The sequence below is a fragment of the Mesorhizobium sp. M2A.F.Ca.ET.039.01.1.1 genome, from assembly GCF_003998035.1.
Taxonomy (GTDB): Bacteria; Pseudomonadota; Alphaproteobacteria; order Rhizobiales; family Rhizobiaceae; genus Mesorhizobium.
This window is the reverse complement of record NZ_RZRY01000101.1, coordinates 1-13991: the sequence shown is the minus strand read 5'-3', so window position 1 is coordinate 13991 and position 13991 is coordinate 1. Positions and strand designations below refer to the sequence as shown.

The following is a 13991-nucleotide window of genomic DNA, read 5'->3' as shown; positions in this document are numbered from 1 at the left end:
GCCTCGTCATGCTGTTCCTGATCGCCCCGTCGGTGATCATCGTCATCATGTCCTTCTCCGGCTCCTCGCTCTTGGAGTTCCCGCCGCAGGAATGGTCGCTGCGCTGGTACGAAAGCTATTTCGGTTCCCTCGAATGGCGCGACGCCACCATCGTATCGGTCAAGGTAGCGGTGATGACGGCGATCGTCGCGACGCTGCTCGGCACCGCGGCGGCCTACGCCATCAACGCCCGCACGCTCAGGATGACCGGCTTGATCAACGCGCTGCTCACGGCATCGCTGATCATTCCGGTCATCCTGATCGGCATCGGCACGTTCTTCCTCTATGCCCGCATCGGCCTCAACAATACGCTGACCGGCCTCGTCATCGCGCATACGGTGCAGGCGCTGCCGCTGGTCGTGCTGACCGTGCTTTCGGGGCTGCGCTCCTACGACATGAACCAGGAGATGGTGGCGCGCAGCCTCGGCGCCGGCCGCTTCTCCGCCTTCTTCCAGGTGACGATGCCGCAAATAAGATTCTCGATCGTCTCGGGCGCGCTGTTTGCCTTCATCACCTCCTTCGACGAGGTGGTGGTGTCGCTATTCATCTCGGGCGGCGAGACCACGACGCTGACGCGGCGCATGTTCAATGCGCTGCGCGACCAGATCGATCCGACGATCGCCGCCATTTCGACTTGCCTGATCGTGCTATCGATCGTCTTGTTGTCCGCCGCCCAGCTTTTCGGCCGCGGACGTTGATATAGGATACCAGAACCAGCATGCGTGACTTCCAGTTTCCCGGCCGCTCGCCGGTCCGCGCCACCGAGGCGATGGCCGCGACCTCGCATCCGCTTGCCACCCTTGCCGCGATCGACATGCTGCGCGCCGGCGGCAATGCCATGGACGCCGCCGTCTGCGCGGCCGCGGTCCAGGCGGTGGTCGAGCCGCAATCGACGGGCATCGGCGGCGACTGTTTTGTGCTCTATTGCCCGAAGGGGCAGGGCGAGGTGATCGCCTTCAACGGCTCTGGCCGCGCACCCGCCGCCGCGACCGTCGACTGGTACCGGGACAAGGGCTTCAGCGAACTGCCACTGCATGGCCCGCACGCGGTCACCGTTCCAGGCGCCGTCGATGCCTGGTGCCGGCTGCTGGAAGACCACGGCCGCAAGGGTTTGGCCGATGCGCTCGCTCCGGCCATTCGCTACGCGGAAGAAGGCTATGTCGTGCACGACCGCGTCGCCTTCGACTGGCACGACCCCGAGACCGACCTGTCGGCCGACGAGGTTGCGACGCGCATCTTCCTGCCCGGCGGCAGGCCCCCGAAGGCGGGGGACATCCATCGCCAGCCGGAGCTGGCGGAGACGTTGCGCATCATCGCGAAAAAGGGCCGCGCCGGATTCTACGAAGGCGCTGTCGCGGGCGATCTGGTCGGGCGGCTTCGCGCGCTTGGCGGCCTGCATACGCTGGAAGACTTCGCCGCGACCAAGGGCGATTACCGCACCCCGGTCAGCACCTCCTATCGCGGTCACGACATCCACCAGATGCCGCCCAACAACCAGGGCCTGACCGCGCTTCTGATGCTGAACGTGCTTTCGGGCTTCGACCTCGGCAGGCTCGATCCCGAGGGTGCCGAGCGTCTGCATCTGGAGATCGAGGCGGGCCGCCTGGCCTATCAGGATCGCGATGCGTTCTTCGCCGACCAGGATCACGTCGACGTTCCGGTCCAGGCGTTGCTTTCCAGCGCCTATGCCGACAGCTTGCGCGCCGCGATCGATTCCGAGCGCGCCATGACCCATCTGCCGCGTCTCGATCTTCCCGGCAGCGACACGGTCTATATCAGCGTCGTCGACCGCGACCGCAACGCGGTCAGCTTCATCAACTCGACCTATTATTCCTTCGGCAGCGGCGTCGTCGGCCCGAAGACCGGCGTCGTGTTGCAGAACCGTGGTTCCAGCTTCCGCCTCGATCCGAAGCACCCAAACGCGATAGCGCCAGGCAAGCGGCCGATGCACACGATCATGCCGGGTATGATGACGAGGAACGGCCGCGCTATGATGCCGTTCGGCGTCATGGGCGGCGGCTACCAGCCTTTCGGCCATGTGCATCTCGTGACCAACATGATCGACTTCGGCATGGACCCGCAGCAGGCGATCGACGCGGCCCGCGTCTTCTACAACCACGACGTCGTCGAGGCCGAGCGCAGCGTGCATTCCGATGCCGTCGAAGGCCTGCGCCGGCGAGGTCATCGTGTTGTCGAGCCCGACCACCCGCTGGGCGGCGGACAGGCGGTGCTGATCGATTGGGAGAAGGGCACGCTGACCGGCGCGTCCGATCCGCGCAAGGACGGCTTGGCGCTCGGATTTTGAGCAGCGCTGGACATCGGCCGATCGTTCGAAACATAGTCTGGAACCATGACAAACAGCGAAAACGCCACCGATCTCGCCCATCGTCTTGCCTCCGGCGCCGATGACGCGCCGGCCATCGCCGCGCCCGAACGGACGGCCCTCTCGCATGGCGGATTGCGCAAGCTGATCCGCGATACGGTGGCGCGGCTCAACGCGCTGGGCATCGGCCGTGGCGACCGCGTCGCCATCGTGCTGCCGAACGGCCCGGAAATGGCGACGGCCTTCATCGCTGTGGCGGCGGCCGCGTCCACCGCGCCGCTCAATCCGGCCTACCGGGCCGACGAGCTCGATTTCTACCTGACCGACATCGGCGTCAAGGCGATCCTCGTCGGCAAGGATGAGGCAGGCCCCTCGGTCGAGGTCGCCGCGCGCCTCGGCACCCCGGTGCTGCGTTTGGTCGTGCCTGAAGGCTCGCCCGCCGGTATCTTCACGATCGAGGGCGCTCCGGTCGGGCCACCGGTTTCCTCAGGATCGGCCGAGGACGGCGACGTTGCGCTTCTGCTCCACACCTCCGGCACCACCTCGCGCCCGAAACTCGTGCCGCTCAGCCACGCCAACCTTGCGGCGTCGGCCGCGCATATCGGCGCCACGCTCGGCCTGACGCCGGCCGACCGCTGCCTCAACATCATGCCGCTGTTTCACATCCATGGCCTGATCGCCGCGGTGCTTTCCTCGCTCGCCGCCGGCGGCAGTGTCTTCTGCACGCCGGGTTTCAACGCGCTGCGCTTCTTCCAGTGGCTCAGCGAAGCGAGGCCAAGCTGGTACACGGCGGTACCCACCATGCATCAGGCGATCCTGCCGCGCGCCGCCCGCAATCCCGAGCAGCTTGCCGAAGCGAAGCTGCGCTTCATCCGCTCTTCTTCGGCTTCGCTTCCGGCGCAAGTGATGGCCGAACTCGAAGCGACCTTCGGCTGCCCAGTGATCGAATCCTACGGCATGACCGAGGCCGCGCATCAGATGGCGTCCAACCGCTTGCCGCCCGGCCTGCGTAAGCCCGGCAGCGTCGGTGCGTCCGCCGGGCCTGAAGTCGCCGTCATGGCGCCGGATGGGCGATTGCTCAAAGCCGGCGAGATCGGCGAGATCGTCATTCGCGGCCCGAACGTCACCGCCGGCTATGAGAAGAACCCGGACGCCAATGCCAGCGCCTTCGCCCATGGCTGGTTCCACACCGGCGACCAGGGCGTGCTCGACGAGGACAACTACCTGCGCGTCACCGGCCGGCTGAAGGAGATCATCAATCGCGGCGGCGAGAAGATCTCGCCGCTCGAGGTCGACGACGTGCTGATGGACCATCCGGCGGTGGCGCAGGTCGTCACCTTCGCTATGCCGCATGACAAGCTCGGTGAAGAGGTGGCGTCCGCTGTAGTGCTGCGCGAGGGCCAGAGCGCCAGCGAGGCCGACATCCGTGGTTTCGCCGCCACCCGGCTCGCCGATTTCAAGGTGCCGCGCAAGGTGGTGATCCTCGACGAGATTCCGAAGGGCGCCACCGGCAAATTGCAGCGCATCGGCCTCGCGGCAAAGCTCGGGCTCGGCTGATGCGCATCACGGTCTTTGGCGCCGGCGCCATCGGCGGCTATCTTGCCGCGAAGCTCGCGATCGCCGGCTCGGTCGATCTGTCGATCGTGGCGCGCGGCGCGCATCTGGACGCGATCAAGGCCGGTGGCCTTCGCCTGATCGAGGATGGAAAGGAAACCGTGGCGCGGGTGAACGCGGCTGCGCGCGCCGAGGAACTCGGCGTGCAGGATTATGTCGTGCTGGCGCTGAAGGCGCATTCGCTGGCGCCGGCCCTTGACCGGATAGCACCGTTGCTGGGCAAGGGCACCGCCGTCGTCACCATGCAGAACGGCGTCCCCTGGTGGTATTTCCACAAGGCGGGCGGCGCGCTGGAGGGCACGCGGCTCGGCGCTGTCGATCCCGGTGGCGAGATCTGGCAGCGCATCAGGCCCGAGCGCGTCATCGGCTCCGTCGTCTATCCGGCCGTCGAGGTCGACGCGCCCGGCCTGATCCGCCATGTCGAGGGCACGCGCTTCTCGCTGGGCGAGCCGTCGGGCGAGAAGAGCGAGCGGGCCACCGCCTTGGCGCGCGAAATGGTCAAGGCCGGGCTGCAGGCCCCGGTGCGCGAGGACATCCGCTCTGAGATCTGGGTGAAGCTCTGGGGCAATCTCTCCTTCAACCCGATCTCGGCGCTGACCGGCAGCACGCTGGCGGCCATCGTCGCCGACGAAGGCACGCGTGCGGTCGCCCGCGCCTTGATGCTGGAGGCGCAGGCGATCGGCGAGCGCATCGGCGTGCGCTTTCCCGTCTCCGTCGACCGTCGCATCAAGGGCGCCGGCGATGTCGGCGAGCACAAGACCTCGATGCTGCAGGACCTCGAGCGCGGCCGCCCGATGGAGATCGACGCGCTGGTCACGGCGGTGCAGGAACTCGGCCGCCTGACCGGCCAGCCGACGCCCACCATCGACAGCGTGCTGGCTCTGGTGCGGCGGCTGGCGATCGAGCGCGGGTGTTATTAGAGGAACGCCGGTCCTGAAGCTCCGTCACTCCGATAGCTCTAACTGCCACAATGAACAAAAATAGAACAAAAGGGTTTTGCTTGAATTGACTCCGCGAGGAACACTTTCCTATTTCGTAGGGCATGCCGGAGCCGAGCAGCAGATCCCGACGCGTCGTTCAGACGCTAAGCCGTGCCCATGAAATCGGGCAGTTAATCCGCGTCCGGTGCATCAACTGCAACATCACCCATCACTACCTCCCCGGAGATCTCCTCAAGCTCATGGGGGACATTCCGTTCTGGGACGTCGAGCGGCACATGCGGTGCGAGCGCTGCAAGCGGCGGGAGTTCGACGTGGACATTTTGCTGCCCAGCGCCGTCCAGGGCGTGAAGATACGCGTGAGGCGCCTTGTGGGGGTGCGTATGGTGCGGCGGGTGATCTGGCGAGACGAAAAAGATTGATAGATCATCTCCTCGCCGGGTCAGAGCCGGGTAAAAGTAATGACATTTGGCCACCCGCCGCATCCCCGGCATTTGGGAACTTGATTTGTGTGGCCGGCTTCTCGACGATCACCAAGGCATCGTCGGGGGCTGTCCGCTGCATGTGCCGCGCTTCGGACCACGGCGCGGTTAGCCACATGTCCACCTCCTCGCGCGTAGTCAGGATCACCGGCATGGCCTTGTCGTGGATGGGCGCTATGAGGGCGTTCGGCTTGGTCGTAAGGAAGCCGTAAAGCTCGAAGTCTCCAGCCCCGTCCTTGACCCTGCGGACCCCCTGCCAGCGCGTCCACATGCCAGCGAAGAAAAACAGCGGACGGTCCCCGCTTCGCGCAAACCAGTAGTTCCGCTGTATGCCCGTCTCAGGGTCCTTGTCGTTGGGCGTGGGGCTGGGCTCCGCGAAGCTTGTAACGGGCACCACACAGCGGTTCTCCACGCCAACATATTGCTGCCAATGGGCGTACTGCGGATTGCGGATGTTGGTGGTCCCGTAGTCCGCCTTGCCCTTCACCCGCTCTGCCGGCGTTGGCATGCCCCACAGCAGCTTGGCAAGCTCACGCTGGCCATCGGGGGCATTGCGGACCACTGCGCCGGGCATGTTGGGATAGACGTCCAGCGAGGGCTCAAGGTTGCCCATGATGTCCCGCATGGCGCGGGTCCACTCGCGGATGGCGTCCTGGCTTGTGGTGATGTTGTAGAGGTTGCACATGCCATAGGATGCCCCAGCGATCGCTCGTAATCCAGAAACAAAAAATGGCCGACGGACCTGTACTGGTCCGTCGAACATGCCTGCATCTCGAACTCTCCAACGCTGAATCGTTGACCTCTTGGCACGGCATCGTGATCCTGACACGAATTGTCACCTGCCGAGCGACGCACCGCTGGCAGGCGAACGATCGGTTCCTACTTGATGTCTGGTCCAAACGGCCTAGGCTTCCGCCGGATTCGAAACCCCACCCGACAGAGGCCCGCCTTGACCATCACCATGTATGGCATCACCACCTGCGACACGATCAGGAAGGCGCGCGTTTGGCTGGAAAGCCACGGCGGGCACTATCGCTTCCATGACTACCGGGCCGAGGGGATCGAGGCTGGGAAACTGGACGGCTGGGTCGGCAAGGTCGGCTGGGAAAAGCTGCTCAACAAGGGCAGCACCACCTTTCGCGAGCTGCCGGAGGCGGACAAGGCCGGGCTGGACGAGAAGAAGGCGAAGAAACTGATGCTCGCCATGCCGACGATGATCAAGCGGCCGGTGCTCGAGGTGGGGGAGCGGGTGTTCGTGGGGTTCAAGGCGGAGGTTTACGAGGAGGCGGTGGGCGGAAAGTAGGCTCGACTACTTAGGCAGCGTTCCTTCGCCCCCCTCTCTGTCCTGCCGGACATCTCCCCCTCAAGGGGGGAGATTAGCCGTCACGCCGGCTTTCGCTAATCGCAGGCGTTGCAAGACAAGCGCCTCGCCAAAGCTGCCAATCGCAGACGTTGCAGGACGAGCGCCGTCGCCAAAGCTGCCAATCTCCCCCCTTGAGGGGGAGATGTCCGGCAGGACAGAGAGGGGGGCGAAGGAACTCGACCTCTCAACAATTAGCTTGGGCTTCCAAATACCCCGCCAGCGCCACCGCGTTGTTGTGCGCCTCGTCATGCGCGCCATAGAGCAGCGTCACCTTGCCCCGCGCATCAGACCACGCAGTTGCGCCACCGCCTCGCCATTCGCGTCAAGCTCCGCCCGATACCGCTTCTGGAACTGCGCCCAGCGCTCCGGCTCATGCCCGAACCATTTGCGCAACGCGTCGCTCGGCGCGATCTCCTGCAGCCAGAGCGTCAGCGCGGCGTGCTGCTTGGCGACGCCGCGCGGCCAGATGCGGTCGACCAGCACGCGCTGGCCGTCGGCTTTCGCCGGCGGCTCATAGACGCGCTTCACCGCTATGTCGAAGGCCATCACATCTCCGCTGGCGAGGAGGTTATGCCCACTCGCCCTTGCGCATCACCGGCACGCGGTTGCCGTCCTTGGCCACGCCGTCGATGTCGATCTTGTCCGAGCCGATCATCCAGTCGATGTGGATGAAGCTCTTGTTGCCGCCGCGCGCGGCGATCTCGTCCTGGCTGAGCGAGGCGCCGTTGACGAAGCACTTCGAGTAGCACTGCCCGAGCGCGATGTGGCAGGCGGCGTTCTCGTCGAACAGCGTGTTGAAGAACAGAAGCCCGCTCTTCGAGATCGGCGAGGAATGCGGCACCAGCGCCACTTCGCCGAGACGGCGCGCGCCCTCGTCGGTGTCGAGCACCTTCTTCAGCACGTCCTCGCCCTTCGAGGCCTTGGCCTCGACGATCCGCCCGCCCTCGAAGCGCACCGAGATCTCGTCGATCAGCGTGCCCTGGTAGGAGAGCGGCTTGGTCGAGGAGACGTGACCCTCGACGCGCCTGGCATGCGGCGTGGTGAAGACCTCCTCGGTCGGGATATTGGGATTGCAGGTGACGCCGTTCTTCGCCGTCGAAGCGCCGCCCATCCATTCATGGCCATCCGCCAGCCCGACGGTGAGATCCGTGCCCGGCCCGGTGAAATGCAGGGAATGGAAATTGTGCTCGTTCAGCCATTTCGTGCGCTCGGCCAGCGCCGCGTTGTGCGCCTTCCAGTTGCCGATCGGGTCATCGACGTCGACCCGCGAGGCGGAGAAGATGGCGTCGGCGAGCTTCACCACCGCGACGTCGTCCGGCTCGCCCGGAAACACTTGGCGAGCCCAGGCAAGATCGGGATAGGCGACGATGTTCCAGTTGATGTCGAAGCCGGTGATCTTCTCCAGCGCCGGCTGATAGGCCATCGAGTTCGCCTTGTTGGCGCGCGCCACCTTGGCCGGGTCCTGCGAGGAAAGCAGCGACGGATCCTCGCCGCGCACCGCGAGCCGCGCGGCATTGTTCGAGAAGGCCTTCGCCATGCCCTCGTAGAGCCAGCCGGCGGCGCGGTCGAAGCCGGCATCGGCGCCGTAGCGAAAGCGCGCCAGCGTGATCTCGTCATCGTTGAAGATCGGCGTCACCAGCCCGGCGCCAGCCTTGTAGGCATGCTCGACGATGCGCCGCGTCAGCGGCAGCGCCGCGATCGACGAAGTCAGCACCAGATCCTGACCGGGCTGCAGTTGCAGCCCGACCTTGATGGCGACTTCCGCCAGCCTGTCGAGCTTCACCGGATCGATGCTTGCCAAAACGCCGCGCGAATGTGTGGTCATGATCCTGCCTGCCGTTATGTTGGGGTTCTCATCCTTACATAGACCGCTGCGATTGACCTTTCCACCGCGATTGACTGGGCATGATTTCAGGCAGCGCTGTCCAGCGCGCGAAACTGCGCCACCGTCACCTCGATCTCCTCGCGGATCCAGGCCTTGAAATCGCGCACCTTGCGGCTTTCACTCTTGGTGGCCGAGGTCACCAGCCAGTAGCCGAGCCCGCTCTCGGCCCTGATCCCGAAGGGCGCGACCAGTCGGCCGTCGGCCAGCGCGTCGGCGGTCAGCAACTGCCAGGCAAGCATCACGCCGTGACCGGCGATCGCCGATTCCAGGCAAAGCATCGGATCGGTGAAGCGCGCGCCCTTCTGGAAGGTGACCGGCTCGACGCCGGCGGCCTCGAACCAGCTGTCCCAGCTGAACATCGCCCGCTCGTCGGTGATGGCGCAGGTCTGCGCCAGATCGCCGATCGAGTGCAGCCTGGCCGCGATCGAGGGCGCGCAGACCGGAAACACCTCCTGCGCAAGCAGAAGCTCGGCGCGGTCGCCTGGCCATTTGCCGTCACCGAGCCGGATGGCGATATCGATGTCGGAGCGGTCGAGATCGGCGACCTTGGCCGAGGCGTCGATGCGCAAAAGCACGTTCGGATGCCGCGCGAAATGCCGCGACAGCCGGGGCAGCAGCCATTTCGAGGCGAAGGCCGGCGCCACCGAGACGACCAGCGTGCATTCATTGGCCTCGTCGGCCAGCGCCACCGCTTGCGCGAGCTCGCGGAAGCCGGTGCTGAGCCGCGCCGTGAAGGCGGCGCCGAATTCGGTCGGCACCAGCCCGCCAGGCGTGCGTTCGAACAGCGCCTGTCCCAGCTGCTTTTCCGTGCGCTTGACCTGCTGGCTGACGGCGCTGACCGAGACGTTCAGCTCGGCGGCGGCTGCCGCCAGCGATCCCAGCCGGGCGACGGTTTCCACGGCGCGCAGGCCGTTGAGATGGACGCGGTTGAGCATAGCCATTCAGTTTTTCTAAATGGCGTCGATCGAAATCTCAATTGAATCCCGACGGGAAAGCGCAGAATTTAACACGAATAGCCTTGAGCCACGAGTAGTCCGATGAAGATTTTATCCTTGCTGAAAGGGTTTGCCGGGACCGAGGCGAGGTCGCGCGACGATGGCGAGATCGCCCGCTGGATCACCGATCCGCTGTCGCATCCGGTGCTCGACACGATGTCGGAGCGCGAACTCGGCGACATGCCGTTCCGGCTGACGGCCCGCCGGACGGCCTACGAGACGGCAGGGGCGGGCTGTCGCTAGTTATTGGCCTTTCGGCGGCGCTCCCCCTCATCCGGCCGCTTCGCGGCCACCTTCTCCCCGGTGGGGAGAAGAAGTTGGCGCCGGCGTCGACAATCTCCTCTCCCCAGCGGGGAGAGGTCACCCGAGCGAAGCGGAGGCTGGGTGAGGGGACGTCTACGCCTGGGGCGCGTCCCCGCGCTGGCCCAACGCAAGCGCATTGTTTCGCGAGCGCACATTCTTATTGTGCGCCGCAATGAACGCCTCGCCATCTCCCGTGCGTCTTGCCTTTGCCGGCATGGTCGCGCTTGCCGTCGCCCAGGGCATCGGTCGCTTCGTCTACACGCCGATCCTGCCGGGCATGATGGAGGGACTGCACCTGACCCCGGCCGATGCCGGCTGGATCGCGGCCGCCAACTATCTCGGCTATCTCATCGGCGCTTTGGCCGCGGCCGGCGGCTGGGCGCATGGCCAGGAGCGCCTGCTGATGTTCGCCGGCCTGGCCGCCAGTGCCGTGCTCGCAGGGCTCATGGGTCTCAACGAGACGATGGCCGCTTTCCTGCTTCTCCGCTTCCTCGCCGGCCTCGCCAGCGCCTTCGTCATGGTGTTCATGGCCTCGATCGTCTTCAGCCATCTGGCGGAAGCCGGACGCGGCGATCTGCAGGCGCTGCATTTCGGCGGTGTCGGCCTCGGCATTGCCGTCTCCTCCGCACTGCTCGCGATCCTCGTCTCCGAACACGCGGATTGGGCCGCGGGCTGGCTCTGGTCCGGAGCGCTTTCGGCGGTTGGCTTGCTGATCGTCATGCTGCTTGCGGGCTCGGCCACGCCGGCCAATGGCGTTGACGGGCGTGAGCCGGCGCTGCCGAAAGACCGGTCGCTGGCGAAGATGATCGTCGCCTACGGGCTGTTCGGCTTCGGCTATGTGGTGACGGCCACCTTCCTGGTCGCCATCGTTCGCCAGGGCGGCGGCGGCCGCGTGTTCGAGGCTACCGTCTGGATGGTCGCCGGGCTTGCCGGCTTTCCCTCGACCTGGTTCTGGCACAAGCTCGCCGCCCGCATCGGGATCTACGCCGCTTACGCTGCGATCTGCCTGATCGAGGTGGTCGGCGTCACCGCCAGCGTGGTCGTCAAAGGTGCCGCCGGGCCGCTGATCGCCGGTGTCCTGCTCGGCGGCACCTTCATCGCCATCACGGCGCTGGGGATACAGATGGGCAGACAGCTCGCGCCGCGGGCGCCACGCCGCGTCTTCGCAGTGATGACGGCGGCCTTCGGCCTTGGCCAGATCGTCGGCCCGGTCGCCGCCGGTCTGCTCGCCCAGGCGTCGGGCAATTATACCCTTGCCTCTATCATGGCGGCGGTTGCCCTGTTGCTCTCCGGCGTCATTGCCTGGTCGGCCGCGCCAAAATCGCCATGATTTGCGGCCTTGTTCGATGCCGGGCATCGGGCAGGGCATTTTCTTTCCCCCTAATGTGTGACCTTATGCCCGCCGAACAGCAACGCCGCTGATTTGCGGTCAGACCGAGGAAACCCGCCACAGTGTTCGTATCTTTCTTCCCGCAGCCGAAGCTCTTCTTCACCTCGGCCGCCCTCTGGAGCCTTGCGGCGATCCTGTTCTGGTTCTTCGGTGGTGAGCAACTGGGCGCCGTCTTCGGCTTGCCGCCGGCAGCGGCCGGCACGCCGCCCATTATCGGCATCGCGGTGCTGTGGTCGAAGCCGTTCCTGTGGTTCTATATCTACTTTGTGGCCTGCGTGGCGGTCTTCTACGCCTTCTGGAGCTGGTACGCCCCGCACCCGTGGCAGAACTGGTCGATCCTGATGACCGCCGTCATCCTGTTCTTCATCTACTTTAACGTTCAGATCTCGGTTGCGGTCAATAATTGGTATGGCCCCTTCTTCGACTACGTCCAAGGCTTGATGTCGGGAACGACTCCCTCGACCAACATAGAATTCTACAAAGGGCTGGCCGATTTCTCCTGGCTGGCGCTGGTCGGCATGAATGTGCAGGTGGTCAACGCCTTCATCGTTAGCCACTGGATCTTCCGTTGGCGCACCGCGATGAACGATTACTTCATGGCCAATTGGGGCCGGCTGCGCCACATCGAGGGCGCCTCGCAGCGTATCCAGGAAGACACGATGCGTTTCTCGCAGATCATGGAAGATCTCGGCTCGACCTTCGTTCAGTCGATCATGACCCTGATCGCCTTTCTGCCGGTCTTGATTCAGCTACAGGCTCACATCACCGAATTGCCGATCATCGGCGCGGTCCCTCAACCACTGGTCGTTGCGGCATTGGGCTGGTGTCTATTCGGAACGATCTCCGTCATGGTGGCGGGTCTTAAGCTCCCGGGCCTGCAGTTTCGAAACCAGCGTGTCGAGGCAGCTTATCGCAAGGAGCTTGTCTACGGCGAAGATCATCCCGACCGGGCTCAGCCGGCGACGACGACGCAATTGTTCAACAACGTCCGCCGCAATTATTTCAAGCTCTATTTCCACTACATCTATTTCAACGTAGTTCGTTACACCTACCTGCAGGCCGACAACATCTTCTCGCTGCTGATCCTCGGGCCTTCGCTGGTCGCGCACAAGATCACGTTTGGCGCGCTGAATCAGATCTCGAACGCGTTCGGCAAGGTGACGAACTCGCTGCAGTTCCTGTTGAATTCTTGGTCGACGATTGTCGAGCTGCAGTCTGTGCACAAACGTTTGCGTGCCTTCGAGGCGACGCTGCAAGGCGAACAACTGCCGGTTATCGATCAGCATTATCTGGAACGCGAGCAGGCTGGCATGCGTCCCGAAGATCAGCCGGTAAGTTAAAGCAGCCTCCCGAAAGTGGGAACCGGTTTCGGGATCGAGACATGCGTAAGATCAAACCTAAAGCGCATGGAGCGAATCTGAAAGATCGCGCCGCGCGTTAGGGCGCGGCTGGGTCCAGTCAGCCGCCCACACTCGCCTGCGCGCGTCCGGCGCGCTGCCGCGAGACATAATCGCGAAAGCTGATGCACTCGACGTCGGCTTTCACGCAGACCTCGTCGGCGAAGCGCTCCAGCGCGTCCCAATAGGCGCCGCCGTTCATCAGCGTGAAGTGGAAGCCGAGCTCCAGCGGCAGGCGCTTGCTGATGTACTCAGCCTCGAAGGCGGTGAGGAACGCCTGATAGGCGCGCTCGGTGAATTCGCCCGCCATCGCCGGTTTCTCGGCGCCGTCTGAATGGCGGACATAGAGATTGTAGTCCATGGCGACCACCGGCCTCGCCTTGGGCCCCTCCGGGATGAGCGGCAGGGCGAAACGGATTGTGCCGTCGCGGGCCGGCGGTAGTTCGGGGCCGTTGGAAACGCCGCTCGCGTCATATTGGAAGCCCGCCTCGGGCAGCGCTTCGTAAAGCGCCTTGTTCGTTGAAAGATACGGCGCGCGAAACCCGACCAGCGCATGAGCCGCGAAATCGTGCCAGTCGGCCGGTTCGGGGATGCCGTTGATCGCATAGGCGTTCTCGAAGATGCGCCGCACGGAGGCGAACTCGGCCAGCCAGTCGGCCTTGCTCCAATCCTTGCCGTCGAAATGGCCGCAGGCATGGCTGCCGATGTCGTGGCCCTCGGCAGCCGCCAGCCGGACCTGCTCGAGCCGATCCGCGACGTCCTGTTTCGAGGCGCCGAAGCCGACATTGGATTTGCCGGCGGTCTTGCCGGGGCCGGCATATTGTTGTCGCGTGTCCGGCGAGAGCAGGAAGACGCAGGACAGGAAATAGGTGAAATGCGCGCCGGTGCGCTTTGCCAGCGCCCGGCTTCGCTGCCATTGCGAGATCTCGCGGGCGGCATCGAAAGAAATCAGCACGACCTGCTTGGGCCTGGCCGGCGAAACGGCTGGCGGTTTCGGCGGATCGGCGAGGGCGGCATTGGCTGAGGCCAGCGAAGCAAGGCTGTAGGCGAGGACGCGGTACGAACGAAGCATTGGCAACCTTCTGGCAGGACCCTTCGGGCCGATCGGAAGCCGGCTATCGCGCAAATGTGGCGTCGATGCGATCCGGCAAGCCCCGTGCGGCATCTGGCGTTCTCAGCCGATTTTCCGGCCCGCCCCCTTCCATGCCGACAAATTTTCGCTAAAACGCGGGCTCAAGAAGCGCCCCCCTCTGGGGCAATAA

At 64.8% G+C, this 13991-nt stretch carries 12 protein-coding genes and 1 pseudogene; 8 read left to right on the top strand and 5 right to left on the bottom strand.

What is annotated here, in order from left to right:
• The 4 genes from EOA24_RS10915 to EOA24_RS10900 all read left to right on the top strand — a co-directional run.
• Positions 1 to 737: ABC transporter permease (locus EOA24_RS10915; RefSeq protein ID WP_133374493.1), on the top strand; the 737-nt coding region annotated here is incomplete at its 5' end.
• Between the two features lie 20 nt (positions 738 to 757).
• Positions 758 to 2344, top strand: a complete 1587-nt coding sequence (gene ggt / locus EOA24_RS10910) for a gamma-glutamyltransferase (protein ID WP_126078629.1) — start codon at positions 758 to 760, stop codon at positions 2342 to 2344.
• Positions 2345 to 2389: 45 nt separating this feature from the next.
• Positions 2390 to 3919 carry an acyl--CoA ligase gene (locus EOA24_RS10905; RefSeq protein ID WP_126078628.1) on the top strand — a complete coding sequence of 510 codons (1530 nt, stop codon included), beginning with the start codon at positions 2390 to 2392 and terminating at the stop codon, positions 3917 to 3919.
• Positions 3919 to 4896, top strand: a complete 978-nt coding sequence (locus tag EOA24_RS10900; RefSeq protein WP_126078627.1) for a 2-dehydropantoate 2-reductase — start codon at positions 3919 to 3921, stop codon at positions 4894 to 4896. Before EOA24_RS10905 ends, EOA24_RS10900 begins: the two co-directional genes overlap by 1 nt.
• A gap of 444 nt (positions 4897 to 5340) precedes the next feature.
• On the opposite strand, the gene EOA24_RS10890 is transcribed toward EOA24_RS10900, so the two are convergent.
• Positions 5341 to 6081, bottom strand: coding sequence for an SOS response-associated peptidase (locus tag EOA24_RS10890; protein ID WP_127409789.1), 741 nt, complete (start codon positions 6079 to 6081; stop codon positions 5341 to 5343).
• Positions 6082 to 6345: 264 nt separating this feature from the next.
• On the opposite strand from EOA24_RS10890, the gene EOA24_RS10885 reads away from it, so the two are divergent.
• Positions 6346 to 6699, top strand: a complete 354-nt coding sequence (locus EOA24_RS10885; RefSeq protein ID WP_126078626.1) for an ArsC family reductase — start codon at positions 6346 to 6348, stop codon at positions 6697 to 6699.
• A 244-nt stretch (positions 6700 to 6943) separates the two neighbouring features.
• Here EOA24_RS10885 and EOA24_RS10875 read toward each other — a convergent pair.
• The 3 genes and pseudogenes from EOA24_RS10875 to EOA24_RS10865 form a co-directional block, all read right to left on the bottom strand.
• Positions 6944 to 7305 (bottom strand): annotated as a pseudogene (locus EOA24_RS10875) (DUF488 domain-containing protein).
• A gap of 22 nt (positions 7306 to 7327) precedes the next feature.
• On the bottom strand, positions 7328 to 8584 hold the full coding sequence (locus EOA24_RS10870; protein WP_126078625.1) for an aminopeptidase: 1257 nt from the start codon (positions 8582 to 8584) through the stop codon (positions 7328 to 7330).
• Positions 8585 to 8670: 86 nt separating this feature from the next.
• Positions 8671 to 9585, bottom strand: coding sequence for a LysR substrate-binding domain-containing protein (locus EOA24_RS10865; RefSeq protein WP_126078624.1), 915 nt, complete (start codon positions 9583 to 9585; stop codon positions 8671 to 8673).
• Positions 9586 to 9681: 96 nt separating this feature from the next.
• On the opposite strand from EOA24_RS10865, the gene EOA24_RS10860 reads away from it, so the two are divergent.
• From EOA24_RS10860 to sbmA, 3 genes are all read left to right on the top strand, one after another.
• Positions 9682 to 9882, top strand: coding sequence for a hypothetical protein (locus EOA24_RS10860; RefSeq protein WP_126078623.1), 201 nt, complete (start codon positions 9682 to 9684; stop codon positions 9880 to 9882).
• Between the two features lie 232 nt (positions 9883 to 10114).
• Complete coding sequence (locus EOA24_RS10850; RefSeq protein ID WP_245463216.1) at positions 10115 to 11272, top strand: YbfB/YjiJ family MFS transporter; 1158 nt, start codon at positions 10115 to 10117, stop codon at positions 11270 to 11272.
• 122 nt (positions 11273 to 11394) lie between these two features.
• On the top strand, positions 11395 to 12672 hold the full coding sequence (gene sbmA / locus EOA24_RS10845; protein WP_126078622.1) for a peptide antibiotic transporter SbmA: 1278 nt from the start codon (positions 11395 to 11397) through the stop codon (positions 12670 to 12672).
• Between the two features lie 118 nt (positions 12673 to 12790).
• Here sbmA and EOA24_RS10840 read toward each other — a convergent pair whose 3' ends face one another.
• Positions 12791 to 13801: a polysaccharide deacetylase family protein gene (locus tag EOA24_RS10840; RefSeq protein WP_126078621.1), complete on the bottom strand. Its 1011-nt coding sequence runs from the start codon at positions 13799 to 13801 to the stop codon at positions 12791 to 12793.
• Positions 13802 to 13991 lie beyond the last annotated feature (190 nt).